This is a genomic window from Reyranella sp. (assembly GCF_965228225.1).
GTDB lineage: Bacteria > Pseudomonadota > Alphaproteobacteria > Reyranellales > Reyranellaceae > Reyranella.
This window is the reverse complement of sequence record NZ_OZ245801.1, coordinates 1,595,997-1,621,584: the sequence shown is the minus strand read 5'-3', so window position 1 is coordinate 1,621,584 and position 25,588 is coordinate 1,595,997. Positions and strand designations below refer to the sequence as shown.

The 25,588-nt window shown below is 65.7% G+C and carries 23 protein-coding genes; 10 read left to right on the top strand and 13 right to left on the bottom strand.

The window, feature by feature from the left end; translation table 11 throughout:
* Positions 1–94: 94 nt before the first annotated feature.
* Entirely contained in the window at positions 95–2,353 is a 2,259-nt protein-coding gene (locus tag ACO07K_RS07765) for a mechanosensitive ion channel family protein (RefSeq protein ID WP_422035339.1), read from the bottom strand.
* A gap of 198 nt (positions 2,354–2,551) precedes the next feature.
* Positions 2,552–4,162 carry a flavin-containing monooxygenase gene (locus tag ACO07K_RS07760; protein ID WP_422035337.1) on the bottom strand — a complete coding sequence of 537 codons (1,611 nt, stop codon included), beginning with the start codon at positions 4,160–4,162 and terminating at the stop codon, positions 2,552–2,554.
* A gap of 129 nt (positions 4,163–4,291) precedes the next feature.
* On the opposite strand from ACO07K_RS07760, the gene ACO07K_RS07755 reads away from it, so the two are divergent.
* Complete coding sequence (locus tag ACO07K_RS07755) at positions 4,292–4,471, top strand: hypothetical protein (protein WP_422014962.1); 180 nt, start codon at positions 4,292–4,294, stop codon at positions 4,469–4,471.
* Positions 4,472–4,499: 28 nt separating this feature from the next.
* Here the strand turns inward: ACO07K_RS07755 and ACO07K_RS07750 are convergent, their stop codons facing one another.
* Positions 4,500–5,093: an NAD(P)H-dependent oxidoreductase gene (locus ACO07K_RS07750; RefSeq protein WP_422035336.1), complete on the bottom strand. Its 594-nt coding sequence runs from the start codon at positions 5,091–5,093 to the stop codon at positions 4,500–4,502.
* 53 nt (positions 5,094–5,146) lie between these two features.
* Positions 5,147–5,542 (bottom strand): DUF333 domain-containing protein, encoded by a 396-nt coding sequence (locus tag ACO07K_RS07745; RefSeq protein WP_422035335.1) that lies wholly within the window; start codon positions 5,540–5,542, stop codon positions 5,147–5,149.
* A gap of 120 nt (positions 5,543–5,662) precedes the next feature.
* On the opposite strand from ACO07K_RS07745, the gene ACO07K_RS07740 reads away from it, so the two are divergent.
* The gene (locus ACO07K_RS07740; protein WP_422035334.1) at positions 5,663–7,087 is read left to right on the top strand and encodes a DHA2 family efflux MFS transporter permease subunit; all 1,425 of its coding nucleotides are present in this window, start codon (positions 5,663–5,665) and stop codon (positions 7,085–7,087) included.
* Here the strand turns inward: ACO07K_RS07740 and ACO07K_RS07735 are convergent.
* Positions 7,084–7,581 carry a TspO/MBR family protein gene (locus tag ACO07K_RS07735; protein WP_422035333.1) on the bottom strand — a complete coding sequence of 166 codons (498 nt, stop codon included), beginning with the start codon at positions 7,579–7,581 and terminating at the stop codon, positions 7,084–7,086. The two genes, ACO07K_RS07740 and ACO07K_RS07735, sit on opposite strands and share 4 nt — an antisense overlap.
* Positions 7,578–8,249: a DUF1345 domain-containing protein gene (locus ACO07K_RS07730; protein ID WP_422035332.1), complete on the bottom strand. Its 672-nt coding sequence runs from the start codon at positions 8,247–8,249 to the stop codon at positions 7,578–7,580. The genes ACO07K_RS07735 and ACO07K_RS07730 overlap by 4 nt, the downstream gene beginning before the upstream one ends.
* Before the next feature lie 63 nt (positions 8,250–8,312).
* Between ACO07K_RS07730 and ACO07K_RS07725 the strand changes: the two genes are divergently transcribed.
* The 6 genes from ACO07K_RS07725 (at position 8,313) to ACO07K_RS07700 (ending at position 14,432) form a co-directional block, all read left to right on the top strand.
* Positions 8,313–8,942, top strand: coding sequence for a trimeric intracellular cation channel family protein (locus ACO07K_RS07725; RefSeq protein WP_422035331.1), 630 nt, complete (start codon positions 8,313–8,315; stop codon positions 8,940–8,942).
* 111 nt (positions 8,943–9,053) lie between these two features.
* The gene (locus tag ACO07K_RS07720) at positions 9,054–9,830 is read left to right on the top strand and encodes an orotate phosphoribosyltransferase (protein WP_422035329.1); all 777 of its coding nucleotides are present in this window, start codon (positions 9,054–9,056) and stop codon (positions 9,828–9,830) included.
* 27 nt (positions 9,831–9,857) lie between these two features.
* Entirely contained in the window at positions 9,858–11,519 is a 1,662-nt protein-coding gene (locus ACO07K_RS07715) for a peptide ABC transporter substrate-binding protein (RefSeq protein WP_422035328.1), read from the top strand.
* Positions 11,516–12,496 (top strand): ABC transporter permease, encoded by a 981-nt coding sequence (locus ACO07K_RS07710; RefSeq protein ID WP_422035327.1) that lies wholly within the window; start codon positions 11,516–11,518, stop codon positions 12,494–12,496. Before ACO07K_RS07715 ends, ACO07K_RS07710 begins: the two co-directional genes overlap by 4 nt.
* Positions 12,493–13,398, top strand: coding sequence for an ABC transporter permease (locus tag ACO07K_RS07705; RefSeq protein ID WP_422035326.1), 906 nt, complete (start codon positions 12,493–12,495; stop codon positions 13,396–13,398). The genes ACO07K_RS07710 and ACO07K_RS07705 overlap by 4 nt, the downstream gene beginning before the upstream one ends.
* Positions 13,398–14,432: a succinylglutamate desuccinylase/aspartoacylase family protein gene (locus tag ACO07K_RS07700; protein WP_422035325.1), complete on the top strand. Its 1,035-nt coding sequence runs from the start codon at positions 13,398–13,400 to the stop codon at positions 14,430–14,432. The genes ACO07K_RS07705 and ACO07K_RS07700 overlap by 1 nt, the downstream gene beginning before the upstream one ends.
* A gap of 77 nt (positions 14,433–14,509) precedes the next feature.
* On the opposite strand, the gene ACO07K_RS07695 is transcribed toward ACO07K_RS07700, so the two are convergent.
* On the bottom strand, positions 14,510–15,370 hold the full coding sequence (locus ACO07K_RS07695) for a DUF6671 family protein (RefSeq protein ID WP_422035324.1): 861 nt from the start codon (positions 15,368–15,370) through the stop codon (positions 14,510–14,512).
* Positions 15,371–15,399: 29 nt separating this feature from the next.
* The gene (locus ACO07K_RS07690; protein WP_422035323.1) at positions 15,400–16,593 is read right to left on the bottom strand and encodes a M20 aminoacylase family protein; all 1,194 of its coding nucleotides are present in this window, start codon (positions 16,591–16,593) and stop codon (positions 15,400–15,402) included.
* A 430-nt stretch (positions 16,594–17,023) separates the two neighbouring features.
* Here ACO07K_RS07690 and ACO07K_RS07685 point away from each other — a divergent pair, with 430 nt between their 5' ends.
* On the top strand, positions 17,024–18,211 hold the full coding sequence (locus ACO07K_RS07685; RefSeq protein WP_422035322.1) for an RtcB family protein: 1,188 nt from the start codon (positions 17,024–17,026) through the stop codon (positions 18,209–18,211).
* Between the two features lie 45 nt (positions 18,212–18,256).
* Here ACO07K_RS07685 and ACO07K_RS07680 read toward each other — a convergent pair whose 3' ends face one another.
* From ACO07K_RS07680 to ACO07K_RS07660, 5 genes are all read right to left on the bottom strand, one after another.
* Positions 18,257–19,294: an ABC transporter ATP-binding protein gene (locus tag ACO07K_RS07680; protein ID WP_422035321.1), complete on the bottom strand. Its 1,038-nt coding sequence runs from the start codon at positions 19,292–19,294 to the stop codon at positions 18,257–18,259.
* Positions 19,287–20,309 (bottom strand): ABC transporter ATP-binding protein, encoded by a 1,023-nt coding sequence (locus tag ACO07K_RS07675; protein ID WP_422035320.1) that lies wholly within the window; start codon positions 20,307–20,309, stop codon positions 19,287–19,289. Before ACO07K_RS07675 ends, ACO07K_RS07680 begins: the two co-directional genes overlap by 8 nt.
* Before the next feature lie 9 nt (positions 20,310–20,318).
* A complete protein-coding gene (locus ACO07K_RS07670) occupies positions 20,319–21,257 on the bottom strand; it encodes an ABC transporter permease (protein WP_298316428.1) in 939 nt (312 codons plus the stop codon).
* Position 21,258: 1 nt separating this feature from the next.
* Positions 21,259–22,254, bottom strand: a complete 996-nt coding sequence (locus tag ACO07K_RS07665) for an ABC transporter permease (RefSeq protein ID WP_298316426.1) — start codon at positions 22,252–22,254, stop codon at positions 21,259–21,261.
* Between the two features lie 103 nt (positions 22,255–22,357).
* Positions 22,358–23,974 (bottom strand): ABC transporter substrate-binding protein, encoded by a 1,617-nt coding sequence (locus tag ACO07K_RS07660; protein ID WP_422035319.1) that lies wholly within the window; start codon positions 23,972–23,974, stop codon positions 22,358–22,360.
* Between the two features lie 203 nt (positions 23,975–24,177).
* Between ACO07K_RS07660 and ACO07K_RS07655 the strand changes: the two genes are divergently transcribed.
* On the top strand, positions 24,178–25,587 hold the full coding sequence (locus ACO07K_RS07655) for an aspartate aminotransferase family protein (RefSeq protein WP_422035318.1): 1,410 nt from the start codon (positions 24,178–24,180) through the stop codon (positions 25,585–25,587).
* Position 25,588 lies beyond the last annotated feature (1 nt).

Here is a 25,588-nt window from a genome sequence, read left to right as displayed (position 1 = left end):
GCGCAAGACTTCATGGGACGCTGCGCAGCCGCCCCCTCTCATATGGGGCGACGGCCCGAGATTGTCAGGAGCGAGGGCGGATTAATCGACCCTGTCAGCCCGCCGCCGCGGCAGGCACATTCGCGGGCGTCGGTAGCGGCGGCTGCTGCGCCTCCCCTCCCGGGTCGTTGGAGGCCGAGCTTGTGTGCACCACGACATTGGCGCCATCCTTCGCGAACTCGAAACCGAGCGCCGGGAAGGTGCTGAACATGCGCTTGATGGCCTCGCGCTGGATCGCCGCCGGATTGCCCGGCCGGGCCGTGAACTTGAACCGCACGACGATGGCATTGCCGGTGATGTCGGCGACACCCTGCATCTTGAAGGGCGCCAGGATCTGATCGGCGAGGGCCGGCATCTCCATCAACTCGGCACCGATCTTCTTGGAGGCCTTGCGCAGCTTCTCGATGTCCGTGTCGCGGGCGAAGCGCAGGTTGAACTTCGTGGTGATCCAGTCGCGGCTGAAGTTGGTGATCTGGCCGAGCTGACCGAACGGGATGGTATGGACCTGGCCGTTCTGGTGACGCAGCTTGATCGATCGCAGGGTGAAGCCCTCGACCGTGCCCTTGGCCTTGCCGCAGTCGATATACTCGCCGACCCGGAACGCATCGTCGGACAGATAGAAAAGGCCCGACACGATATCCTTCACCAGCGTCTGGCTGCCGAAGGAGATCGCGATGCCGAACACCGAGGCGCCGGCAATCAAGGGCGTGATGTTGATGCCGAAATCCTGCAGCGCGATCATCACCGCGATCAGGATGATCAGAACGGCGGCAGTGCGCCGGATCAGCGGCATCATGGTGCTGAGCCGCGAAGCCGGTCCAGCCGCCGCGTCACCGTCGGCAATCGCCTGCGCCGCATCCTTCGTCTTGGCCCCCATATAGGGCTCGGTCATGTACTTGAAGAGTTCCCAGGCGACGAACGCCACGAACAGGGTGACACCGGCGGTCCGGGACGAACTGGTGAGCTGCTCCCACTCGTTGTCGCTCACGAGATGCAGGACCTGGACGACCCAGCTCTCGGCGATCAGCACGGTCACACCGATCAGCACCGCCACGCGGATGCAGCGCGCCACCACATCCGGCAGCTTCGGCATCGTGCTGGCCGGTGTTCGCCCGGCGAGTTGGGAGTCGAGACGGCGCACGAAGGCCTGCATCAGAGTCTCGAAGATCAGGACGCCGACGACAAGGTTGAGCGTCAGAACCATCGCCGAGCCGACATGCATGGACCCGGAGACGGCTCCGTAGATGAGCGTCACGCCCAGCGCGATGAAGAACAGCGGAGCGATGGGAATCCACCTGCGGCCCAGCCCACCGATCACCGGCGCGAGCTCCCGCAGCCCACCGAACCACTGCTGCGCGGCAACACGCGACCGGAAGGCCAGCCAGAGGAACGCCGCGAGATAAAGGAAGCCGCCGAGCACCTGGAAGGCCGCAAGAGCATCCCCCGGCGTGCGAATGGCGACGAGGACCTGACCCAGGATGCGCATGAGCACGATGACCAGCATCACCACGGAGATGCGCAGGTACATGGCCTTCGCCTCCCGATCGTCGACCGCACAGAGGCGCGCAGTCGGCAGCTCGGGCTGCAGGATGACGCGGAACAGCAGGATATACAGTCGCCAGGAGAAGATGCCCGCCAGCACGGCGGCAGCCAGCCTGTCCTGGCCCGTCGTACCCGTGAACCAGGCCCCGGTGGCTGCATTGCAGATCAGCCAGACGGCCAGCACGCCCAACCCGTCCAATATGGCGAGCCCCGCCAGATGGGCGATCGAACGCCCGCCGTATTCGGGCCCGGCGCTCGCTGCCAACCGTGCCCTGAACCGGTGAAGCAGGAGACGCAGGAAGGCCTCGGCCGCGACGGCGACCACGCCCACGGCGCAGAGGAGCAGCAGGAAGGTCGACGCCCCTCGGCCACCCGCAGTCTGCTGATCGAGAAGGTGAGGAATGCGGGCGAGCTCGGTGCCGAGCGTGGGAAGCGCGTTGACCACCTTGACCGTGCCATCGATCAGGGCGGCGAACGGATCAGGCCCCGCCTTGGGCTCGACCCTTACGATCTTGGGTGGCGGCGGCGCCTTCGACTTCGCCTTGGAGTCGGACGCAGCAGGCGCCGAAGCAGGCGCGGCGACAGGTGCCGGTGCCTGCGCTCCTTCGGCCTTCAGCTTCTCGGAGACTGAATTGCTGATCGCATCGACCAACGAGTCGAACTGCTCCTGCGAGAGCCCGGCGGGCGGAGAGGCCGGCGCCTGAGCCTGTGCCGACACGCCCAACCCCAGGGCAAGCGTCAACGCCAATGCGAGCGTGCGAAGAGCGTTCACGATCCATATCCTTCCGTAAGCCAGGTGCCGAAGAGGCAGTAGTTTCCGGCTTTTACACTACTTCTGTAAGTTTTCGAACCCTGTTCACGGTGTTAGGCACGGGGAAAGGGAGCACCAGCCGGTCGGCCGCTGGCGGGGCTGGCGCCCTTCGGCTCGCCGCGGCTGTGGGTCAGGGTCGCGCGCTGGTTCGGGCGCTGACTATCCCAGCTCCATTTCGCGATAGCCGGCGGCTGCGACCTCGTCGCAGCGGGCACGATAGGCCGGGGCGCTGCCGCTGTAGCGCGAGATGCGCCGGGTCTGCTTGCCCTCGACATTCGTATTCACACCGGTGAACCACGAATTGACGTCGTTGGACAGCAGGCCAACCGACGCTTCCTGGACAGTCTTCATCCAGGCCTTCACCCCTTCGGGCCGGGCATCGATCCTGGTCAGGCCACGATCGCGCATGAAGCGCAGCAGATCGGTCACCCATTCGACGTTGTATTCGATGCTGCGCGGGATATTGCCCAACGCGGTGTGCGGCCCGAGCAGCATCAGCATGTTGGGAAAACCCTCGACCGACATGCCGACGAAGGTCTCCGCGCCCTCCGCCCACTTGTCCTTGAGCCTCTCACCGCCGACGCCGCGGATGTCCACGCGATCGAAGGCGCCGGTCAGGGCGTCGAACCCCGTGGCGTAGATGATCATGTCGAAGTCGTAGTCGCGGGCGCTGGTGCGGATGCCGGTCGGCGTCACCCGTTCGATCGGCGTCTCGGTGAGATCGACCAGCTCGACGTTCGGCTGGTTGTAGACCTCGTAGTAGCGGGTCTCGAGCGGTACGCGACGGGTGCCGAAGCCGTGGTTCTTAGGAATGAGCTTCTCGGCGACCCTGGGATCCCTCACCCGGCTCCTGATCTTGCGGGCGACGAAGTCTGAGATCAGGGCATTGGCATCCTTGCTGGTGAGGATATCGCTGAAATTGCCGACCCAGATCCCGAACCCCGGTTCGCCATAGAGCTTCTCGAAGAAGGCCTCGCGCTCCTCCGGCGTGACGTCGAAGGTGGCGCGCGGTTCGGCGGTATGCAGGAAGCAGGCGAAGGTCTCCTGGCAACGCCGGAAAATATCCGGATAGTCGGCCCGGATGCGGGCCATCTCGTCGGCATCGATCTTGCGGTTGTGCAGCGGCGCGCACCAATTGGGCGTGCGCTGGAAGACGGTCAGCGTCTTGGCCGTCTTCGCCACTTCCTGGATGGTCTGCACGCCGGTCGCGCCGGTGCCGATCACCGCCACCCTTTTGCCCTCGAAACTCACCGGCTCGTGCGGCCAGCGCGCGGTATGGCAGCTCTGACCCGCGAAACTGTCGACGCCCTCGATGCGCGGCATGGTGAAGGCAGACAAAGGCCCGATGGCCGTGATCAGGAAGCGCGCGGTGTGGCGGCTGCCATCCTCGAGCGTGACCTGCCAGCTCCGCCCTTCCTCGTGCCAGTGGGCCGCCATCACCTTGCTGCGGAACTGAATATCGCGGCGCAGGTCGAACTTGTCGGCGACGTGGTCGAGGTAGCGCAAGGTCTCGGGTTGGGGCGCGAAATGCTCGGTCCAATCCCACTCCTGCAGCAGCTCCTGAGAGAAGGAATAGCCGTAGGAATAACTCTCCGAATCGAACCGCGCCCCGGGATAGCGGTTCCAGTACCAGGTGCCGCCGACGCCCGTACCAGACTCGAACACTCGGACTTTCAAGCCGAGTTCGCGAAGGCGGTAAAGCTGGAAGAGGCCGGACATGCCGGCGCCGACGATGATCGCGTCGAACTTGGGGCTTTGGTCGGAAGACATGCGCCACCCTAGCGGCGAGTGTGGCTCGTCTGCAACGCATCACCACCGCACAGCGATGCCCTGACCTCGGACGCAACCGATGCGGACGGTTCCCGTTGCGCCCGATCAATTGAATTCAAAGGAACACCCATGATCAAGTCAATCGTTCTCGTAACGCTGGTCGGCACGGTTGTCGCGGGCTGCTCGGTCCGCAGCGAACGCGTCGTGGAGGTTCCGGCCCAGACCACGACCCAGCGCACCACGACTGTCTCGTCCGATCCCTATACCCCGACGACGACCACCACCACCTATTCGACCCCGACCCGCTAACGTCCGACTGGCTTCAAAGGGCGCGGCTTCACCGGATCCGGGAGAGCCGCGCCTTTACCTTGTCGAGATAGGTCTCGCGCGACCTCTGGGTGGAATGATCCATGTCGTAGTGGGCCAGCCAGAAGGTCGACACGCCCTTGGCGCACATCTGCTTCAGCCCGCCCGTGAACACCTTGCGCCCCGGGTCGCCCGCGAACAGCCGGACAATCCACCAGGGCGAGCCGAAGGTCGTGACAACCCCGAGAAGCTTGATGTTTCGAAGGTTCGGCTCGAGGTGGTTGTCGCTGGCATCGTAGACGAAGGCGGTGCCCGGTCCCCAGACGCGATCGACATAGCCCTTCAGCATGGCGGGCATCGAGTACCACCAGTGCGGAAAGCAGAAGACGACCCCCTCGACGCTTCTCAGGATTTCGACATAGGGCGCGACGGCCGAATCGTCGTACCCGTTGCCCATGTAGGTCCGGCGCTCGGTCTCCGTCATCGCCGGCTGGAATCCCTCGCGATAGAGGTCGGTTGCGATCACGTCGTGACCGTTCTTCTCCAGTGTCTCCACGATCGCCTGGAACAGCGCGTGGTTGAAGCTGTCGTCGAGGGGATGACAGTGGATGACCTGGATGCGCATGACGGATCCCAACGCTCCCAGCGGCGGCCGCGTTGCACCGCCAGCCGCCCGCTCTAGCGCCCCGAGCAGGTGCCTGCGTAGTAGGCGTCGGCCTCGCAGAGCGTGCCGTTAGCAAAGGCACAATTGCCGCGTTCGGGCATCACGCCGGCAGGGGACGTGACCGAATAACGCCCGCCGGTGATGGCGCAGTATCGCCCCGCCGGGGTGGCGAAGCCGGTGACCCGCAGGCCTGCCTTCGGACATTCGCCTCGGAGCAGCGCCCATTCCTCGCACTGGTAGTTGTCCGCGAAGACGCAGACTCCGAACTCGCCACCGTCGGGCCTTCGGTCGATCGTCAGCGTGCCGCCCTGCCGCGTGCAATTGACCGACGCCGGATTAGCCAGCTGCGGCTGCGCCCCGGCGCATGCCGTCCACAGTAGAATGATTCCTGAAACCAATATCCGGTACATGCAGGCCTCCTGCCGGACCCTATACGAATCGGTGCATTGCGTCCGCAGCCGGTCCGGGGCCAGACTGCGGAAAGAACGAACATGAGTGCGCCTCCTTCCCCTGTGCCCCCTGCCTCCCCAGTGCCCGACGACAGCATCAAGCGCTTGCTGCCGTGGCTGGTCGCCGTGGCGTTCTTCATGCAGTCGCTCGACACAACCATCCTGAACACCGCCGTGCCGGCCATCGCCCAGGCGATGGACGTGACCCCGCTCAACGTGAAGTCGGTCCTGGCGAGCTACACGTTGAGCCTTGCTGTCTTCATTCCGGTGAGCGGCTGGATGGCGGACCGGTTTGGGACACGCCGCATCTTCGTGGCCGCGATCGCCGTCTTCTGCCTCGGATCGCTGCTCTGCGGCGTCTCGACCAGCATCGAGATGCTGGTCGCCTGCCGCGTCCTCCAGGGCGTGGGCGGCGCGATGATGATGCCGGTCGGCCGCATGACGCTCGCCCGCACCTACGGCAAGGCCGATCTGGTGAGAGCCATGAGCTTCGTGGCCATTCCCAGCCTGATCGGCCCGATGATCGGTCCGGTGGCGGGCGGCGCGATCGTCCACTGGCTGCACTGGAGCATCGTGTTCTTCGTCAACATTCCGGTCGGAATCGTCGGCCTCTACTTCGTCGGCCGCTACCTGCCCGACTATCGCGAGCCCAAGACCCATCCGCTCGACATGCTGGGGCTCGTCCTGTTCGGCGGCGGCATCGCCCTGCTTTCCTATGTCCTCGAGGTGTTCGGCGACAACACCCTCTCGGGCCAGGAGATGATCGTTCTTCTGGCGGTTTCGGCGGCGCTGCTCGCGGGCTACGGCATCCGCGCCATGCTGACGGAATTCCCGCTGCTCAATCTCGGCCTGTTCAGAATTCGCACCTTCCGGGCGGCGGTGAACGGCGGCTTCTTCACCCGGCTGGGTCTGGGCGGCATCCCGTTCCTGTTCCCGTTGCTGTACCAGATCGGGCTCGGCTTCTCGCCGATCCAGTCCGGCCTGCTGGTGCTGCCGCAGGCCATCGCCTCGATCGGGCTCAAGAGCTTCATGCCGGCGATCCTGGCCCGCTTCGGCTATCGCAACGTGCTGGTCTTCAACACGATCGTCGTCGGACTGCTCATCATGTCCTTCGCCACCGTGGGTGCCGAGACCCCGATCTGGCGGATCGTGGTGCAGGCCTTCGTGCTCGGCCTGTTCACATCGATGCAGTACACCAGCATGAATACGCTGGTTTATGCCGACGTTTCAGGGCCGCAGACCAGCGGTGCCAGTACGATCGCGTCCACCGGCCAGCAGCTCTCGATCAGCTTCGGTGTGGCCGGCGCCTCGCTGATCGCCGCGATGTTCGTGCCGGCCGAGATGCACTCCCATGCCGGCGCGATGATCTACGGCGTGCAGCGGGCGTTCCTGATCCTGGGGGTCATGACGATCGCATCATCCGTCGTGTTCATGGAGCTGAAGGCCGATGACGGCGGCGACATCAGCAAGCACGACAAGTCGACCGACCATCCGAGCGAGCACTAGTTCAAGCGCCAGACAGCCACGTTCAGAATCGTCGCGAAGGCGATCCAGGCCAGGTACGGCACCAGCAGGAGCGCCGCCAGACCGTCGATTCGCCGGAACATGAGCGCCGTCGCGAGCACCAGCAGGTCGAGCACGAGGATCACCACAACGGCGAGGCCAGGGTCTCGAAGCCCGAAGAAGGCGATGCTCCAGCCCAGGTTGACCGCGAGCTGGAGCGCGAACAGGGCGAGCGGGCCCCGGGCGGTGTCCCGATCAGCCGACCGCCAGACCCGCCAGGCCGCAATGCCCATCATGACGTAGAGCGTGGTCCAGACCGGCCCGAACACCCAGTTCGGCGGATTGAACGACGGCTTGTTCAGCGTCGGATACCACTCGCTCACGCTGGAGGCCGTCACGGCACCCCCCAGCCCTCCTATGGCGAGGCAGATTCCGACGAGCAAGGCGAGGGCCAGCAGGTCCCTGCCGGTGCCGAGATCAGATCGTTTGGTGCTCATGACAGCAGGCTCGCTCCGACATTGATGGTGAGGGCGAGGATCGCCGTATTGAATACGAAGGAAACGATGCCGTGGACGAGTGTGATCCGCCTCATGGCCGGCGAAACCGTGCCGACGTCGCCTGTTTGCGCGGCGCAGCCGATCACGAACGAATAGTAGAGGAAGTCGCCGTAGTCCGGGGGACGGTCGCCGGGAAACTCCAGGCCGCCCGGTCCATCGTCGTCCGGACGGTAATAGATGTTGGCATAATGCAGCGTGAACACGAGATGGGTGAACGTCCACGACAGCGCCACGGTTGCCCCGGTGAGGACGAGCGCGTGCCAGAGGGAGCCGTGCGGCGTCTTCAGGGCCGCGAGTTCGGAGAAGATCGTGGCGAAGCTCGCACTCGCGCTCACGACGACCACCAGGAGGATGATCCAGTCCCCCTCGTCATAGTAGGCCGCCCGGGCATAGCAGGTTTCCACCGTGGACCTGGCGATCATGGCCAGGGTCATCACGATGTAGGCCAACGCCATCAGGTCCCAGGCGAGCAGGCTCCTGGTCGCGAACCGCATGTCCTGCGGCAGCAAGACGAACAGGACGAGGCCTGCCGCCAGCGCGATCAGCAGCCGCGTGCGGGCATGGACGAAGCGGCGAAGGGCGCTGGAGGGGACGGTGGACTGGGTCATGCGGGCTCCCATGTACCACTCCGGCATCTCGGCGGCGGACGGTAATCTCTGTAAAGTGCCCGCATGTTCTTCGACGCCATGGACCTGGCCGCTACGTTCGTATTCGCCATCAGTGGCGCCACGCGGGGCGTTCGCAAGCAGCTGGACCTGTTCGGCGTGCTGGTCGTCGCATGGCTGGCCGGAGTCGCCGGCGGCCTGGCGCGCGACCTCCTGATCGGCGCCGTGCCGCCCGCGGCAATCGTCGACTGGCGCTATCTCGCGGCGACGGCAGCGGCGGGGCTGCTGGGCTTCTTCGCGTCGGACATCATCGAGCGGTTGCGCACGCCCGTCCTGCTGTTCGACGCCGCCGGCCTCTGCCTGTTCGCCGTCACCGGCACCGAGAAGGCCCTGCTCTACGGGCTCAGCCCGCTGATGGCGGCCATGCTGGGGACGGTCACCTGCATCGGAGGCGGCGTGGCGCGGGACCTCCTCACGCTCCAGGTCCCGACGGTCCTGCGCTCCGAACTCTACGCCGTGGCCGCCCTTGCCGGGGCCGGCACGATCTCGCTGGGCTTCTGGGCCGGCTGGCCGATGCTTCCGACCGCCCTGGCGGGCGCGGGGGTCTGCTTGTTCCTTCGGCTGATGTCGATCTACCGGGGATGGCGTCTGCCGGTCGCCGTGACGCGGCACAAGTTTTATCCGGAAACTGACTAATTATTCGCCTTCTTGTCGCCAGAATGCGCGCCGCGCCCTTGCCGGTCCGGTGCATGGACGCTAAACACACGGCCGTCATTTTGTCGCAAGCGGCGTGGGGGAAAGAGCAGCATGGCGACGAAGAAGAAGCTCAAGTCGACTGAAACTGCGCCCGCAGCCAAGGCCGCCAAGAAGTTGAGTCCAAAGGCGAATTCGGACCGCGCCAGCGGCACGCCGGAAGCGCGGGACACCGCCCGTCTGCTGTTGGAGATCGAGGCCATCCACTGCCGCCCGGAAAACCCGTACATCTTCACGTCGGGACGGGCGAGCCCGGTCTATATCGACTGCCGCAAGATCATTTCCTTCCCGGAAGCCCGGGCCAAGATCATGGCCCACGCCCACAAGGCGATCGAAAAGGCGATCGGCTGGAACAAGATCGACGTGGTGGCCGGCGGCGAGACCGCGGGCATCCCGTTCGCTGCCTTCCTGGCGGCCCTCTCCAAGAAGCCGATGATCTACGTGCGCAAGCAGCCCAAGGGCTTCGGCCGCATGGCTCAAATCGAGGGTGAACTGAAGCCCGGCAAGCGGGTCCTGCTGGTCGAGGACCTCGCCACCGACGGCGGCAGCAAGCTGGTCTTCATTGAGGCGCTGAAGAAGGCCGAGGCCAAGGTCACGGACTGTTTCGTGGTCTTCCACTACGGCATCTTCCCTCAGAGCATCGAGATGCTGGCGGCGGCCGGCGTTAAGCTGCATGCGCTGGCGACTTGGTGGGATGCGCTCGAAGCCGCCGAAAAGCACAAGTATTTCGACGAAAAGGGCCTCGCCGAGACGCGCGCCTTCCTGGAAGCGCCCGAGAAGTGGTCGGCCAGCCACGGCGGCCGACCGCCGTCGCGCGCGCTGGGCCGCTAGCCGGCTCTTTGCTACGGTGCGGCGGACATGATCCGCCGCCTCCTCTCGACACTCCTGGCGCTCGGCGCCCTCGCCTCTCCTGCCGCCGTCAGGGCGCAGGCCAAGGACGAACTCGTCGTGGCCATGACGCAGATGCCGGGCACCTGGAACCCGATCATCAGTTCCATGCTGGCCAAGTCGCTGATCGCCAACATGACCGCCCGGCCGGTCACCGCCTACGACGCCGACTGGAAGCTGGTCTGCCTGGTCTGCACCGAATTGCCGACGATCGAGAACGGCAAGGCTCGCGTGGTTGATCTTGCCGATAGCAAGAAAGGCATGGAGATCGACGTCGAGCTGCGCGACATGCGCTGGGGCGACGGCACGCCGGTCTCGGCCAAGGACGTCGCCTTCACCCTGGAGGTCGGCCAGCACCCCCTGTCAGGCGTCGCTTCCTCAGAGGGTTACAAGCGGATCATCAAGCTCGACGTGAAGGACGACCGTCGATTCACCATGACGATCGACCGGGTCACCTTCGACTACAACAGCATCGGCCTGCAGCTGCTCCCGGCGCACATCGAGAAGCCGATCTTCGACGCCAATCCGGCCGAGTATCGCAACAAGACCGCCTACGACACGCAATCGACCAACCCCGGCCTCGCCTTCGGCCCCTATCGCCTGACCGAGATCGCGCCGGGCAGCCGCGTCGTCCTCGAACAGAACCCGACCTGGACGGGCCAGAAGCCCTATTTCAAGCGCATCACGGTGCGCATCATCGAGAACACCGCCGCGCTCGAAGCCAACCTTCTGTCGGGTAGCGTCGACTATGTGCTGGGTGAACTGGGCCTGTCGCTCGACCAGGCCATCGCTTTCGAGAAACGCCACAAGGACAAGTACAACGTCGTCTACAAGCCGGCGCTGATCTGGGAACATATCGACGTCAATCTCGACAACAAGCTGCTGGCCGACCGGCGCGTGCGGCAGGCGATGCTGCTGGCCATCGACCGCAAGGCAATCTCGGAGAAGCTGTTCGAGGGCAAGCAGCCGATCGCCCATGGCGGGATCAGCGACCTCGACCCGATGTTCAGCCCGGCGGCTCGGCAGTACGGCTACGACCCTGCCGCTGCCCGCAAGCTGCTGGACGAGGCCGGCTTTTCGACCCTCCGCAACAACGTCCGCCACAACGCGGCGGGCGAGAAGCTCTCGATCGAACTCGGCACCACGGCGGGCAATCGCGTGCGCGAGCTGGTGGCGCAGGTGATCCAGAGCCAGCTCCGTCAGATCGGTATCGATGTCCGCCTCAAGGCCGAGCCGCCGCGCATCTTTTTCGACGCCATGGGCAAGCGGACCTATGGCGGCCTCGGCATGTATGCCTGGGTGCAGCGGCCGGAAGGCGTGCCGCGCTCGTCGCTCCATTCCAAGGAGATCCCTTCGGCCGCCAACGGCTGGAGCGGCCAGAACTACCCGGGCTACGCCAATCCCGAGATGGATAAGGCGCTCGATGCCGCCGAGCGTGAACTTGACGTCGTCAAACGCCGTGCGCTGTTCGCCGAGATCCAGAAACTGGCGGCGGACGACCTGCCGTCCCTGCCGCTGTTCTTCCGGGTCGATCCCTTCGTGATCCCCAAGCCGCTCAAGGGCGTGACGCCGACCGGCACGCTCAACAGCTCGACCCTGTGGGTCGAGCAGTGGCGCTGGGAGACCCAGTGAGCCGCTACTTCGCGGCGCGCGGCATCCAGACCGTCGTGACGCTCCTGCTCATGAGTCTGGTCGTCTACCTCCTGATCGGCCTGATGCCGGGTGATCCGATCGACATGATGATCTCGGGCGACCCGACCATGACCAGCCAGGACGCGGCCCGCCTGCGCGCCGCCTACGGCCTCGACAAGCCCCTGTTCGAGCGATACCTCGCCTGGCTGCTGCAGGCCCTGCAGGGCAATTTCGGCTACTCCCGCTCCTTCGGTCAGCCTGTCCTGACCGTCCTTTGGCCCCGGCTGCTGAACACGCTGCTCCTCGCCGGCGTCGCCTTCGTCATTTCGGTAGCGATCGCCTTGCCGCTCGGCATGTGGGCGGCCGCCCACCCGCGCAGCCGTGCCGACTACCTGATTAACCTCCTGTGCTTCGGCGGCATCTCCGCGCCGCCGTTCTGGCTGGCGCTCCTGCTGATCACCCTGTTCTCGGTCAAGCTCGGCTGGCTGCCGGCCGGCGGCATGGCCGACATCCGGCCGGGAATGCCGTGGAGCACGGCCGCTCTCGAACAACTGCGCCATCTGGCCCTGCCCGTGCTGACGCTCACCCTCGTGCAGCTGGGCGGGTACACCCGCTTCATGCGCGGCGCGATGATCGAGGCTCTGCGTCAGGATTACGTGCGGACGGCCCGGGCCAAGGGCGCCTCCGAGCGCATCGTCCTGTGGCAGCATGCCTTCGCCAATGCGCTGTCCCCGGTGCTGACGATCCTCGCCCTCTCCTTCGGCGGGCTCGTCTCGGGAGCGCTGATCACCGAAACGATGTTTGCCTGGCCCGGCATGGGCAAGGCGATCTACCAGGCCATTCTCGAGAACGACTACAACCTCGCCCTCGTCGGCCTGCTGGTGGCAACCGCCGCTACCATAGGCGGCAACCTGCTGGCTGACCTCGCCTACGCCTGGGTCGACCCACGAGTTTCCCTCGCGGACGCAAGATCATGACGGCGGCCGCGACCCTCGAGTCGACGGCCTGGCGTCGTATGTTGCGCCACCGGCTGGCCTGGCTGTCCCTGGCCTTCCTCGGGGTCATGCTGGTGCTGGCCGTGGCCGCGCCCCTGATTGCCGACCTGCGCGGCATCGATCCCACGGAGACCGATCTCTTCCGCCGCTTCGAGGGCCCCTCCGCCCGGCACTGGCTCGGCACGGACGATCTCGGGCGCGATCTCTTCCAGCGCCTGCTCGACGGCGGCCGTGTCTCGCTGCTGGTCGGCATTTCCGGCGCGGTCCTGTCGGCGATCCTGGGCGCCATCATCGGCGTGCTGGCGGGTTATCTCGGCGGACGCCTCGACGCGTTCCTGATGCGCCTGACCGACGGTGTCATCTCCCTGCCGCTGCTGCCGCTGCTGATCGTGCTGGCGGCCGTCGATCCGCGAAAGCTGGGTGTGCCGGCGGAGATCGCGCAGTCGGAGATGTTCTCGCTTTACCGCATCGTGGTGATCGTGGCCCTGACCGGCTGGACCACCGTGGCCCGCCTGGTGCGCGCCGAGACGCTGTCGCTCAAGGCGCGGGACTTCACCCGGGCGGCCGTGGCGCTGGGCGCACGGCCCGGCCGCATCATGTTCCGCCACATCCTGCCCAACACCGCGGGCACACTGGTCGTCGCCACCACCATGTCGGTCGGCACGCTGATCCTGTTCGAATCGACCTTGTCGTTCCTCGGCCTCGGCATCCAGCCGCCGGCCGCGAGCTGGGGCAACATGCTGACCGGTGCCCAGGAACTGCTGCAGGAGGCCCCCGTGCTGGCCCTGTGGCCGGGCCTGCTGATCTTCCTGACCGTGATCGCCTTCAATTTCCTGGGCGATGGACTGCAGGATGCCCTCGATCCCAGAAGCGAGAGACGCTGATGACCGACGCAACATTGAAGTCCACCGAGTTTACCGCGATGAGCCGGCTGACGCCGGACATCGACCTCAACGCCGAGGGCAAGGCCACGGGCTTCGTGCGCGTGCCGCACTCGGTGCATCGCTCGGCCTATGGCTGGATCCCGATCCCCATCGTGCGCATCAAGAATGGCGACGGCCCGAACGTACTGATGCAGGCCGGCAACCATGGCGACGAGTGGGAGGGACAGATCGGCCTCGGCAACCTGATCCGTGCCCTCTCACCGAAGGACATCAAGGGCCGCCTGGTGATCCTCCCCTCGGCCAATTTCCCGGCCGCGATGGAAGGCAGGCGCACCTCGCCGATCGACGAGGGCAACCTCAACCGCTCCTTTCCCGGCGACGCCGAGGGCACGATCACGCAGCAGATCGCCTACTGGATCGAGCATGCGCTGCTGCCGGGCTTCGACTACGCCTTCGACTTCCATTCCGGCGGCAGCTCGCTCACCTACATCCCGAGCGCGCTGGCGCCTCGCCACCAGGACGCCGCCCGCATGGAGAAGGTCATGGGCCTGCTGAAGGCCTTCGGTGCGCCGGTGAGTTACATCTCGGCCGCCCCGCAGGGCGGCGGCCGCACCTTCACCTCGGCCTCCTACCGTCAGGGCGTGGTCGGCATGGGCACCGAGCTGGGCGGCGGCGGCCTCGTCACCCCTGGCTCGCTTAAAGTCGCCGAGGACGGCATGCGCCGCGTGCTGGCCCATGTCGGCCTGCTGCAGGGCCCGGTGCCGGCGCCGACCGAGACGCGCTTCACCGAGATCGGCGGCGACGACTACTACGTCTACGCCTCCGATGGCGGCCTGTTCGAGCCTCTGGTCGAGCTCGGCGACGAGGTGAAGGCCGACCAGCCGGCCGGCCGCATCCACTTCCACCACACGCCGTGGCGCGAGCCCGAGGTGGTGACCTTCAAGCGCGCCGGCCTCGTCCTCTGCAAGCGCGTCCCCGCCCGCTGCGAACGCGGCGATTGCCTGTTCCACCTCGCGACGGATCTGGCGGTTTAGTTTCATTGGAGCGCGCCACTCCTGTGGCGCTCATATCTTGAGAGCTTGAAGCGCCACTGGAGTGGCGCGCTCCATTGCTACGCCGTGCGACAGCTCTTGCAGGAGAGCTTCGGCGCGGTGCGTCGCCCGTCCTTGCGCGGCCGCGCTTCGGCGTGGCCGCAGGCGTTGCAGCCATCGATCTCGAAGTCGATCCAGTGGGTGGGATCGCCGCAGGCCTCGCAGGGCAGGCCGCGGCGCGACTGGATGCGGCCGAAGCCCGGCGCGTGACACTTCGGGCAAAGACACTGCAGGCGTTTCGCGAGTTGCCAGCCTGCGGCGCGCAGCACCTTCATGCGGGTCGGATTGCGATGGGCGCGCATGTCCGAATAGAGCACCGCGAGCCCCTCCGTGGAGCGCTCGGCCTCGCGGTCCATGGTGGCGATCACCTCCTCTTCGGTGGCGAGGCCCTTGACCGGATGATCCATGTCGCTGCTGCAGGCGACGAACACGCCGTAGCGCGGGAAGCCCATGGCGCGCAGCACGGCGAGCCTTGCGGGATCGCCGGCGCGGAAGCGCGACAGCCTCCACGTCGTATGATGCGTCGGAAAGGTGTCGACCAGCCGGATGCCGTGCTTGCGGTCGATGAAGGCCAGGATCTCGACACCGCTCGAAACCAGCGGCACCCGGTCGATCGGCCCATAGCTGCCTTCGCTCGCGACCGCGCAATCGACGTCCATCGTCCGGAAGGCCAGTTCCGCCTTGAGCAGCGATGTCTCGACGAGCGCGTCGGGCCTTGGCACCTCACCGGAAAACGTCCCGAGCGTGTCGGTGTCGAGTTCCGGCACGGCAACGACTTCTGCCCCGAGCACGCGCCGGAAGGCGGGCCCCAGCGCCCGCTCCTTTTCGTGCATCGTCGCCAGCGCGATGCGGGCGCTGGCGTAGGGATGCGGATCTGACACGACGGCGTCGCCGTTGGAGCGCTGCGGCTTTACTCCGCCGCCTGCGACAGGGCCTCGCGCGCAAGCTGCTGCTCGACCAGCGTGGCCCAGTAGGACGCGCCGAGCGGCAGGATCTCGTCGTTGAAGTCGTAGCCCGGATTGTGGACCATGCAGCTGCCGACGCCGTCGCCGTTGCCGACCCAGATGTAGCAGCCGGGCTTCTTGAGCAGCATCCAGGCGAAGTCCTCGGAGCCCATGGCCGGCGTCGGGTTGCGATTGACGTTCTCCAGCCCGACCAGCGAGGCGGCGGCCTGGGCGGCGAACTCGGTCTCCTGCGCGCTGTTCACGGTCGCCGGATAGCGCTTCTCGTAGCGCCACTTCACGACCTCGGCGCCGAAGCCCGCGGCGACGTTGCGCGAGATCTTCTCGATGTTTTTCTCGATCAGGTCCTGCACCGGCTTCTTGAAGGTGCGGACCGTGCCGCGCAGCACGCATTCCTGCGGGATGACGTTCCACGCGTCGCCGGCATGGATCTGCGTCGTCGAGACGACGGCGGTGTCCATCGGATCGACGTTGCGCGCCACGATCGACTGCAGCGCCGTCACGATGTGGGCGCCGACGACCACCGGGTCGATCGTGTATTGCGGCATCGCCCCATGTCCGCCAACGCCCTTCAGCACGACCTCGAAGATGTCGTAGGCGGCCATCATCGGGCCGGGACGGACGGCGAACTTGCCGACCGGGATGCCCGGGATGTTGTGCATGCCGTAGACGCCTTCGACCGGGAACTTCTCGAACAGCCCCTCTTCCACCATCACGCGCCCGCCGCCCTCGTTCTCCTCCGCCGGCTGGAAGATGAAATAGACGGTGCCGTCGAAATTCTTGGTCTCGGCGAGGTACTTGGCGGCGCCCAGCAGCATCACCGTGTGACCGTCATGGCCGCAGGCGTGCATCTTGCCCGGGATCGTCGACTTGTGATCGAACTGATTGGTCTCGTGGACGTCGAGCGCATCCATGTCGGCGCGCAGGCCGATCGCCCGCTTGGACGTGCCCGAGCGCAACACGCCCACGACGCCGGTTTTGGCCAGGCCGCGATGGACCTCGATCCCGAAGCTTTCAAGCTTCTCGGCGACCACGTCCGCCGTTCGCACCTCCTCGAAGGCCGTCTCCGGATGACTGTGAATGTCATGACGCCACGCGGTCATGTCCTTATGGAACGAGGCAATGCGGTTGATGACCGGCATCCTGAAATCTCCGTTGAAATTGTTGCGCCGGATCGTAAGCGACCTCCGCCACAGATCAAGCGCGCTCCGCATGCGCGTGCACATCATGGCTCGTGCGGAAAGTTCGCAGGCCTTCCGGAGAGAAGGCCGAGCCCAATCGGTTTCGCTTTACAAACCGGACAAGGTCCATTATCCGGGCCACATGATTACGAAACCCCGACCGTCGCAACCTTCGCGAGCAGTCACGGCCAGGTAGTTTGTCTGGCTGAGCTCAGGATTCTTGAGCTGCGTTTTCGTTAGTCGGTGCGCCGGGCCTCCGATCCCCACCGAATTCATTCCTCGACCTCGCTGAAGAACGCTCTCTGCAGGAGAGCCCGCTGTCTTTGCTCAAAGGAGTCTCGTCGTGGCTACGACTTATACGGTCGATTCAAGTCAGCGTGCGCCGATCAAGATGTGGACGGCCGGCGTGCCGGTCGAAAGTGCGGCACTGACCCAGTTGCACAATGTGGCGTCGCTGCCCTTCATCCATGGCCATGTCGCGGTCATGCCCGATGTTCATTGGGGCATGGGGGCGACCGTGGGCAGCGTCATCCCGACCAAGGGCGCCATCGTACCCGCCGCCGTGGGCGTGGACATCGGCTGCGGGATGATGGCCCAGCGAACCACATTGAAGGCGTCGGACCTGCCCGAGAGCCTGCTCGCCCTACGTACCGAAATCGAGCGGCGGATCCCGCATGGCCGCACGAACAATGGCCGTCCGGGCGACCGCGGTGCCTGGGGCAATGTCCCAGACGCCGTCTCGACCGCCTTGCCACAGGGTATGGCAGAAGACTTGCAGAAGCTCTTCGCCAAGCATCCCGCCCTGGGCAAGCAATGGTCGCTTGAGCGCGCACTCTGCCATGCCGGCACGCTCGGGACAGGCAACCACTTCGTCGAAGTGTGCCTCGATGAGGAGAGCCGCGTCTGGGTCATGTTGCATTCCGGTTCTCGTGGCATTGGCAATCGCATCGGCACGTACTTCATCGAGCGCGCGAAGGAAGACATGCGGCGCTGGTTCATAAACCTGCCCGACGAGGACCTTGCTTACCTGCCGCAGGGCTCCGAGGTGTTCGGGGACTACGTCGATGCCGTGAAGTGGGCTCAGCGCTATGCCGCGTTCAATCGGCAGCTGATGATGTCGGCCGCGCTCAAGGCACTCTCGCAGCAGGTTGCCAAGCCCTTCTCCTGTGATTGCGAGGCCGTGAACTGCCATCACAACTACGTCTCGTGGGAGAGCCACTTCGGCGAGAACGTCATCGTCACCCGCAAGGGTGCGGTGCGGGCACGTGAAGGCGAACTCGGCATCATCCCGGGAAGCATGGGCGCGCGCTCCTTCATCGTCCGTGGCAAGGGCAATGCAGAATCGCTCTGCTCCTGCTCGCATGGTGCGGGTCGCGCCATGTCGCGGACCGTGGCGAAGAAGCGATTCACGCTGGAGGATCACTTGGCGGCCACGGCGGGAGTCGAGTGCCGAAAGGACGCCGGGGTGCTCGACGAGACGCCGGCCGCCTACAAGGACATCGACGCGGTCATGGCAGCCCAGGCCGACCTCGTGAGCGTGGAGCACACCTTGAAGCAGGTACTTTGCGTCAAGGGTTGACCGCAGTCCGGGACGCGCGGCGATCGCGTTCCGGCCGACTGCGCCTCACGTATTGAGTGCGTAGGTGCGGTCCTCGATCGGCAGGCGGCCTTCCTCGATCGCGTGGCAGGATACCGTGCCGCCCTCGATCGGCAGCGCGTTGGGCCGCTCGGCCTTGCAGCGCTCGTTGGCGAAGGGACAGCGCGGGTGGAAGGTGCAGCCCGAGGGCGGGTTGATCGGGCTCGGCACCTCGCCGCCGACCGGGCTGCGCTGGCGGCCCGTCATCTCCAGGTCGGGGATCGTGTCGAGCAGCATCCGCGTGTAGGGGTGCTTGGGCCGCCGGAACAGCGTGTCGGTCGGCGCCACTTCGACCAGGCGGCCGAGGTACATCACGCCCACCCGCGTGGAGATGTGATAGACGACCGCGAGATTGTGGCTGATGAACAGGTAGGTGAGCTGCAGCCTTCGCTGCAGGTCGACCATCAGGTTCAGGATCTGCGCCTGCACCGAGACGTCGAGCGCCGAGGTCGGCTCGTCGCACACCAGGAATTCCGGCTCGCTGGCCAGCGCGCGGGCGATCGAGATGCGCTGGCGCTGGCCGCCCGAGAATTCATGCGGGTACTTGCGGCCGTCGGCCGGGTTCAACTTCACTTGCCGCAGCAGCGCGCCGACGCGGGCTTCGAGGTCGGCCTTGCCGGTCGAGAGGCCGAAGGCCCGGATCGGCTCGGCGATGATGTCGAACACGCGCCAGCGCGGATTGAGGCTGGCGAACGGATCCTGGAAGATCATCTGCATGCGCCGCCGCAGCGCCGCCATGTCGGACCGGCTGTGGCGGCCCGCCATGTCGTTGCCGTCGAATTCGATGCGGCCGGCCGTCGGCGGATAGAGGCCGACGACGAGGCGGGCGACCGTCGACTTGCCGCACCCCGATTCGCCCACCAGCGAAAAGGTCTCGCCCTTTGCGATCTCGATGTCGATCCCGTCGACCGCCTGAACGACCTGGCGCGGCCGGCCTTCGAGCTTGCGCACCAGCCACGGTGCAGAGACATCGAAGTGACGCTTCAGCCCTTCGATGCGGACAAAATCGGCGCCGCCGTCAGGCATCGACCGTCTCCTTGAGGATGGCGGCGCCGACGCCGCCGCTGTCGTGCAGCCAGCAGGCCGCGCGTGTGGCGCCGGCCGGCATCAGGTTCGGTCGCTCGACCAGACAGCGCTGGCCCTTGAAGGTGCAGCGCGGATTGAAGGCGCAGCCCGGCGGAATTTCCGTGAGACGCGGCATGGCGCCGTCGATCTGCGTCAGCCGATCGGTGCGCACGCCGAGGCTCGGGATCGAGCCCATGAGGCCCTTCGTATAGGGATGCTTGGCGTGCTTCACGACCTCGCGCACCGGACCGATCTCGGCGACACGCCCGGCATACATCACGGCGACCCGGTCGGCGGTCTCGGCGATCACGCCCATGTCGTGGGTGACCAGCATGACCGCCGTGCCGTGTTCACGGCACAGGCGTTTCAGCAGCGCGATGATCTGCGCCTGGATCGAGACGTCGAGCGCGGTCGTCGGCTCGTCGGCCACGATCAGCCGCGGCCCGGCGCAGAGCGCCAGCGCGATCACGACCCTCTGGCGCATGCCGCCGGAGAACTGATGCGGATAGTGGTCGATCCGCATCTCGGCGCCGGGGATGCCCACTTCCTTCAGGAGTTCGATCGCCCGCGCCTTGGCCTGGCTGGCCGAGAGCGGCATGTGGGTCTGGATCGTCTCGATGAGCTGGCGGCCCACCGAATAGAGCGGATTGAGGCTGGTCAGCGGATCCTGGAAGATCGCGCCGATCTGCGCGCCGCGGATCCGGCGCATCTCTTCATAGGGCAGGTTGTCGATGCGCCGCCCTTCGAGGCGGATCTCGCCACCGGCAACGCGGCCCGGCGGCTCCAGCAGGCCGATGATGGCGTTACCGGTCAGCGACTTGCCGGCGCCGGATTCGCCCACCACCCCCAGCACTTCGCCGGGCGCGATGTCGAAGGAGACATCGTCGACGGCGAGCAAGGTGCCCCGGCGCGTCGGAAACTCGACCCGCAGGTTGCGGACTTCGAGGAGCGGTTGATTGTTCGATGCGGCGGCCATCTGTCGTGACTATCGCAGTTTGGGATTGAGGGCGTCGCGCAGCCAGTCGCCCAGCAGGTTGACGGCCAGGACCAGCGCCGCGAGCGTGGCGGCTGGGAAGACGGTGATCCACCAGTCGCCGGACTGCAGCACGTCGTTGCCCAGCCGGATCAGCGTTCCGAGCGAGGGCTCGGTCGACGGCAGGCCGACGCCCAGGAACGACAGGGTCGCCTCGGTGATGATGGCGAGGCCCAGGTTGATGGTGGCAATCACGAGTACCGGGCCGGTCACGTTGGGCAGGACGTGGCGCACCATGATCAGCAGCGGCGAGAGGCCGATCACCCGCGCCGCCTGGACGTATTCCTTGTTCTTCTCGACCATCACGGAGCCACGGACGGTGCGCGCGTACTGGACCCAGAAGCTGAGGCCGATGGCGCCGACGATCACGAAGACCGCGATCTCGTCGTGCCGCTGCACCGAGATCACGCTGCGCACGATGCCGTCGATCAGCAGCGCCACCAGGATCGCCGGGAAGGTGAGCTGCACGTCGGCGATGCGCATGATCAGGGCGTCGACGGCGCCGCCGAAATAACCGCTGAGCAGGCCGAGCGCGATGCCGATCGACATGGCGACGACGACCGACGCGAAGCCGACGATCAGCGAGAGCCGCGTGCCGTACATGATCGAGGAGAGGATGTCCCTGCCCTGGTCGTCGGTCCCGAGCGGGAAGGCCCAGTCGCCGTCCGGCGACAGCAGGACCGGCGGCTTAAGCCCGTCGCTGAGGCTGATCGTCGCCGGGTCGAACGGCGTGTGCGGGGCCAGCACCGGCGAGAGGAACGCGATCATCACGATCAGGATCGTGCCGATCGCCGCCACGACCGTCAGCGACGAGGACTTGAAGCTCCACCAGATGTCACTGTCGGTGAAACGGTGCAGCCAGCCGGGAGAGGTCGAGGAATGGTCGCTCATCTCAATGCCCTGCCACGCGTGCCGCGCCGCCCTGGCTGCGCAGGCGCGGATCGACGACGAAATAGAGAAGGTCGACCGTGAGGTTGATCAGCACGAACAGGAGACCGATCAGCATCAGATAGGCGGCCATCACGGGAATGTCGGAGAACTGCACGGACTGGATGAACAGCTGGCCGACGCCCGGCCAGGCGAACACCGTCTCCGTCACGATCGCGAAGGCGATCAGGGCGCCCAGCTGCAGGCCGGTGACGGTGATCACCGGCACCAGCGTGTTCTTCAGCGCATGGCCGAAATTGATGGCCCGGTTGGTGAGGCCCCTCGCCCGCGCGAACTTGATGTAGTCGGTGCGCATCACTTCCAGCATCTCCGAGCGCACCAGCCGCATCAGCAGCGTGAGCTGGAACAGGCCGAGCGTAATCGAGGGCAGGATCAGCGCCTGCAGGCCCTTGATCGTCAGGAAGTTGGTCGGCCACCAGCCGAACAGCATGACCGTCTCGCCACGGCCGAAAGACGGCAGCCAGTGCAGCCAGACCGCAAAGACCAGGATCAGCAGGATGCCGATCACGAAAGTGGGCAGCGATATGCCTATGAGCGACACGGCCTGCATCAGCCGGCTCGACCAGTGTTTGGGATAGAGGCCGGTATAGACGCCCATCGGCACGCCCACGAACAGGGCGAAGACGGCTGCGCAGAACGAGAGTTCCAGGGTGGCCGGCAGGCGCTCCAGGATCATCCGGCCGACCGGCTCCGACGTGCGGTAGCTCAGGCCGAACTTGCCCTGCGCCGCATTGCCGATGAAGCGCAGGAACTGGATCGGCGCCGCGTCGTTCAGGCCGAGCCGCTCGCGCAGCGCCTCGCGTTCGCTCGCCGGCGTGTCCTGGCCGACCATCGAATTGATCGGGTCGCCGACGTAGCGAAAGAGTGAAAAGGATACCAGACCGACCGTCAGCAGGACGGCGATCGATTGAAGAAGTCGTCTGAGGATGAAGGCGAGCATTTGCTGTTCTTGGCCTGGCGCAGCCCTAGCAGGAATGACGCCATAACGGAACCGGCCCCGGTCGCAGGGTATCTGCGCCGGGGCCGGGCCTGGGTTGCCGGAGCTACTTCAGGTTGACGAAGCGCAGCGGGAAGCTGTTGTCGGCCGGCTGGACAAGGTCGACGTTCTTGCGGGTCGCCCAGACCAGCGCCTGCTGGTGCAGCGGGATGTACGCAAAGTCGTCGACGTAGATCTTGGTGGCGTCGGCGATCATCGCATCGCGCTTGGCCTTGTCCGTCTCGACCTCGACCTTGTTCGACAGATCGTCGAACTTCTTGTTCGAGTAGCCGCCGGCATTATAGAGGCCCTTCTTGGCCTTCACGTCCGGCGTCTGGATGATCTGCTCGAAGACGTTGTGCACGTCGTAGGTCGTCGCCGGCGACCAGCCCAGCATGTAGAAGCTGGTGTTGCTCGGCTTGCCGTCCGCCGTGCTGCGCAGGATCTTGGCGAAGTAGAGATTGCGCGTCTGGGCGCGCAGATTCACCTTGATGCCGATCTTGGCAAGCATTGCCACGACAGCCTGGCAGATCTTCTCGTCGTTGACGTAGCGGTCGTTGGGGCAATCCATGCCCGTCTCGAAGCCATTCGGATAGCCGGCATCGGCCAGCATCTTCTTGGCCTCCTCGGGCTTCAGCAGCGCCGGGCGCTTGTCGAGGTCCTTGGTGTAGCCGTTGATGCCCGGCGCGACCATCAGGTTGGTCGGGAAGGACTGGCCGCGCATGACGGTGCGCTTGATCGCATCGACATCGATCGAGCGGTGCATCGCCTCACGGACGCGCTTGTCCTTGAAGGGGTTCTTGCCCTTGACGTTGGACTCGACCAGCTCGTCGCGCTCCTGGTCGAAGCCCAGGAACACGACTCGCGTCTCCGGCCCTTCCAGGACCTTGATGTTGGCGTCCTTCTTGAGGTTGTCGGTATCGGCCGGCGGCACCTCGTAGGTCATGTCGATGTCGCCCGCCTTGAGCGCGGCGATGCGGGTCGCGGCGTTCGGAACCGGCGTGAACACCACTTCGGTCAGGTTATGGACCGGCTTGTCCCACCAGGTCGGGTTCGGAACGAGCACCGTCTTCTCGCCGGCGCGGCGCTCCTTCAGCATGAAGGGGCCGGTGCCCATGGCGTTGCGGGTCGCGAAGTTCTCTTCGTTTTTGATCATGTCCGCCGGCTGCATGGCGTTGTTCTTCTCAGCCCAGGCCTTCGACATGATCGAGATCGACGCCCACTTGTCGGCGAGCAGCGGATCGGGAACGTTGGTCGTGACCTCAACGCGGTGGTCGTTGACCTTGCGGATCTCCTTCATCGAGGAGAAGTTGCCGTTGACGTTCGAGCCCGGGCCGTTGGCGCGGTTGATCGAGAAGATGACGTCGTCGGCGGTGAACGGCGTGCCGTCGCTGAACTTGACGCCCGGGCGCAGGTCGAAGAACCACTCGGTCGGGCTGGTCTGGCCCCACTTGGTGGCCAGCGCCGGCTCGAGCTTCAGGTCCTTGTCGCGGCGGACCAGCGGGTCGTAGATGTTGGCGGTGAAGGTCAGGAGGAACGTCTCCTGGCGGGCGTAGGGATCCATCGAGCTCACGTCGCCCGAATTGGCCCACTTGAACGTCTTGGCGTCGGCCGCCGGCGCGAACGCGAAGCCGGCGCAGGCAAGCGCCGCCAGCGCCACTGAATGCCGCAGTTTGAAGTGCATGAATACAACCCCTTCGATGGTCCCCGTCCGCGTTCGCAGGTGAGCCTCCCCGGCCGCCGGCCCTGCATACGCGAATATTTCAGTCAAATTGCACCGCGGCCCGGAGGCCGTCAATTGCACAAAAAATTTGCATGGTCAGATACAGTGTACTTCGGCCTCGGCCGGGCTATCGTGCGCGCCACCACAGTTTCAGGGGTACCGGCATGAATGACGTTTCTCGCAGCTTCCGCGGCAATTCCAACGCCTCGCGGGACATCGCCCACCATCTCCACCCCTACACCAACTTCAAGAAGCACGAGCAGACCGGTCCCCTGACCATCGTGCGCGGTCGCGGCGTCTACGTCATGGACGACGACGGCAAGGAATACATCGAGGGCATGGCCGGCCTCTGGTCGGCGGCGCTGGGCTTCAGCAACGAGCGGCTGGCGACGGTCGCCTACGAGCAGATGAAGCAGCTGCCCTTCTATCACGCCTTCAACCAGCGCTCCCACGAGCCCGCGATCAACCTCGCGGAGAAGCTCAAGTCGATGGCGCCCGTCGAGATGTCGAAGGTGTTCTTCGCCAACTCCGGCTCCGAGGCCAACGACACCGTCGTGAAGATGGTGTGGTACATGAACAATGCGCTGGGCCGTCCGCAGAAGAAGAAGATCATCTCGCGCACCAAGGGCTATCACGGCGTCACCGTCGCCTCCGCCAGCCTCACCGGCCTGCCGGCCAATCACCGTTCGTTCGACCTGCCGATCCAGGGCGTGCTGCACACGACCTGCCCGCACTTCTACCGCTTCGGCGTCGAGGGCGAGACCGAGGAGCAGTTCGCCACGCGCTGCGCCGAGGAACTCGAGGCGCTGATCGTCAAGGAAGGCGGCGCCGAGCAGGTGGCCGCGATGATCTGCGAACCGGTGATGGGCGCCGGCGGCGTCATCGTGCCGCCCAAGGGCTACTACGAGAAGATCCAGGCGGTCTGCACCAAGTACGACATGCTGTTCGTCGCCGACGAGGTGATCTGCGGCTTCGGGCGCACCGGTAATGTCTGGGGCAGCCAGACGATGAACATCAAGCCCGACATCCTGACCTGCGCCAAGGCGCTGTCGGCGTCGTTCCTGCCGATCTCGGCGGTGATGGTGAGCGAGAAGGTCTACCAGGCGCTGATGAGCGAGAGCGACAAGATCGGCACCTGGGGCCACGGCTTCACCTACTCCGGCCATCCTGTCGCCGCGGCGGTCGCGCTCGAGGCGCAGAAGATCTACGAGGAGACCGACCTGTTCGGTCACGCCAAGCGCATGAGCCCGGCCTTCACCAAGCACGTGCAGTCGTTTGCCGATCACCCGCTGGTCGGCGAGGCGATGAGCATCGGCATGATGGGCGCGATCGAGATCGTCGCCGACAAGAAGACCAAGACGCCGTTCGACCTCGTCGCGGTCGGCGCCGGCCTGCGCGTCTACAACCACGCCGTGGCGCGCGGCCTGTTCATCCGCAACATGGGCGATCGCGTCGCCATCTGCCCGCCGCTGGTCATCAACGAGGCCGAGCTCGGCGACCTGTTCGGCCGCCTGCGCCAGGCGTTCGACGCCACGCTGGCCGACCTCACGTCGGAAGGCCTGTTCAAGGGCTGAC

Coding starts and splice junctions, on each gene's coding strand:
- ACO07K_RS07760 (WP_422035337.1), bottom strand. CDS start 4,162: ATGTCTTCCGACCAAAGCCCCAAGTTCGACGCGATCATCGTCGGCGCC.
- ACO07K_RS07755 (WP_422014962.1), top strand. CDS start 4,292: ATGATCAAGTCAATCGTTCTCGTAACGCTGGTCGGCACGGTTGTCGCG.
- ACO07K_RS07750 (WP_422035336.1), bottom strand. CDS start 5,093: ATGCGCATCCAGGTCATCCACTGTCATCCCCTCGACGACAGCTTCAAC.
- ACO07K_RS07745 (WP_422035335.1), bottom strand. CDS start 5,542: ATGTACCGGATATTGGTTTCAGGAATCATTCTACTGTGGACGGCATGC.
- ACO07K_RS07735 (WP_422035333.1), bottom strand. CDS start 7,581: ATGAGCACCAAACGATCTGATCTCGGCACCGGCAGGGACCTGCTGGCC.
- ACO07K_RS07730 (WP_422035332.1), bottom strand. CDS start 8,249: ATGACCCAGTCCACCGTCCCCTCCAGCGCCCTTCGCCGCTTCGTCCAT.
- ACO07K_RS07725 (WP_422035331.1), top strand. CDS start 8,313: ATGTTCTTCGACGCCATGGACCTGGCCGCTACGTTCGTATTCGCCATC.
- ACO07K_RS07720 (WP_422035329.1), top strand. CDS start 9,054: ATGGCGACGAAGAAGAAGCTCAAGTCGACTGAAACTGCGCCCGCAGCC.
- ACO07K_RS07715 (WP_422035328.1), top strand. CDS start 9,858: ATGATCCGCCGCCTCCTCTCGACACTCCTGGCGCTCGGCGCCCTCGCC.
- ACO07K_RS07705 (WP_422035326.1), top strand. CDS start 12,493: ATGACGGCGGCCGCGACCCTCGAGTCGACGGCCTGGCGTCGTATGTTG.
- ACO07K_RS07700 (WP_422035325.1), top strand. CDS start 13,398: ATGACCGACGCAACATTGAAGTCCACCGAGTTTACCGCGATGAGCCGG.
- ACO07K_RS07690 (WP_422035323.1), bottom strand. CDS start 16,593: ATGCCGGTCATCAACCGCATTGCCTCGTTCCATAAGGACATGACCGCG.
- ACO07K_RS07685 (WP_422035322.1), top strand. CDS start 17,024: ATGTGGACGGCCGGCGTGCCGGTCGAAAGTGCGGCACTGACCCAGTTG.
- ACO07K_RS07680 (WP_422035321.1), bottom strand. CDS start 19,294: ATGCCTGACGGCGGCGCCGATTTTGTCCGCATCGAAGGGCTGAAGCGT.
- ACO07K_RS07675 (WP_422035320.1), bottom strand. CDS start 20,309: ATGGCCGCCGCATCGAACAATCAACCGCTCCTCGAAGTCCGCAACCTG.
- ACO07K_RS07670 (WP_298316428.1), bottom strand. CDS start 21,257: ATGAGCGACCATTCCTCGACCTCTCCCGGCTGGCTGCACCGTTTCACC.
- ACO07K_RS07665 (WP_298316426.1), bottom strand. CDS start 22,254: ATGCTCGCCTTCATCCTCAGACGACTTCTTCAATCGATCGCCGTCCTG.
- ACO07K_RS07660 (WP_422035319.1), bottom strand. CDS start 23,974: ATGCACTTCAAACTGCGGCATTCAGTGGCGCTGGCGGCGCTTGCCTGC.
- ACO07K_RS07655 (WP_422035318.1), top strand. CDS start 24,178: ATGAATGACGTTTCTCGCAGCTTCCGCGGCAATTCCAACGCCTCGCGG.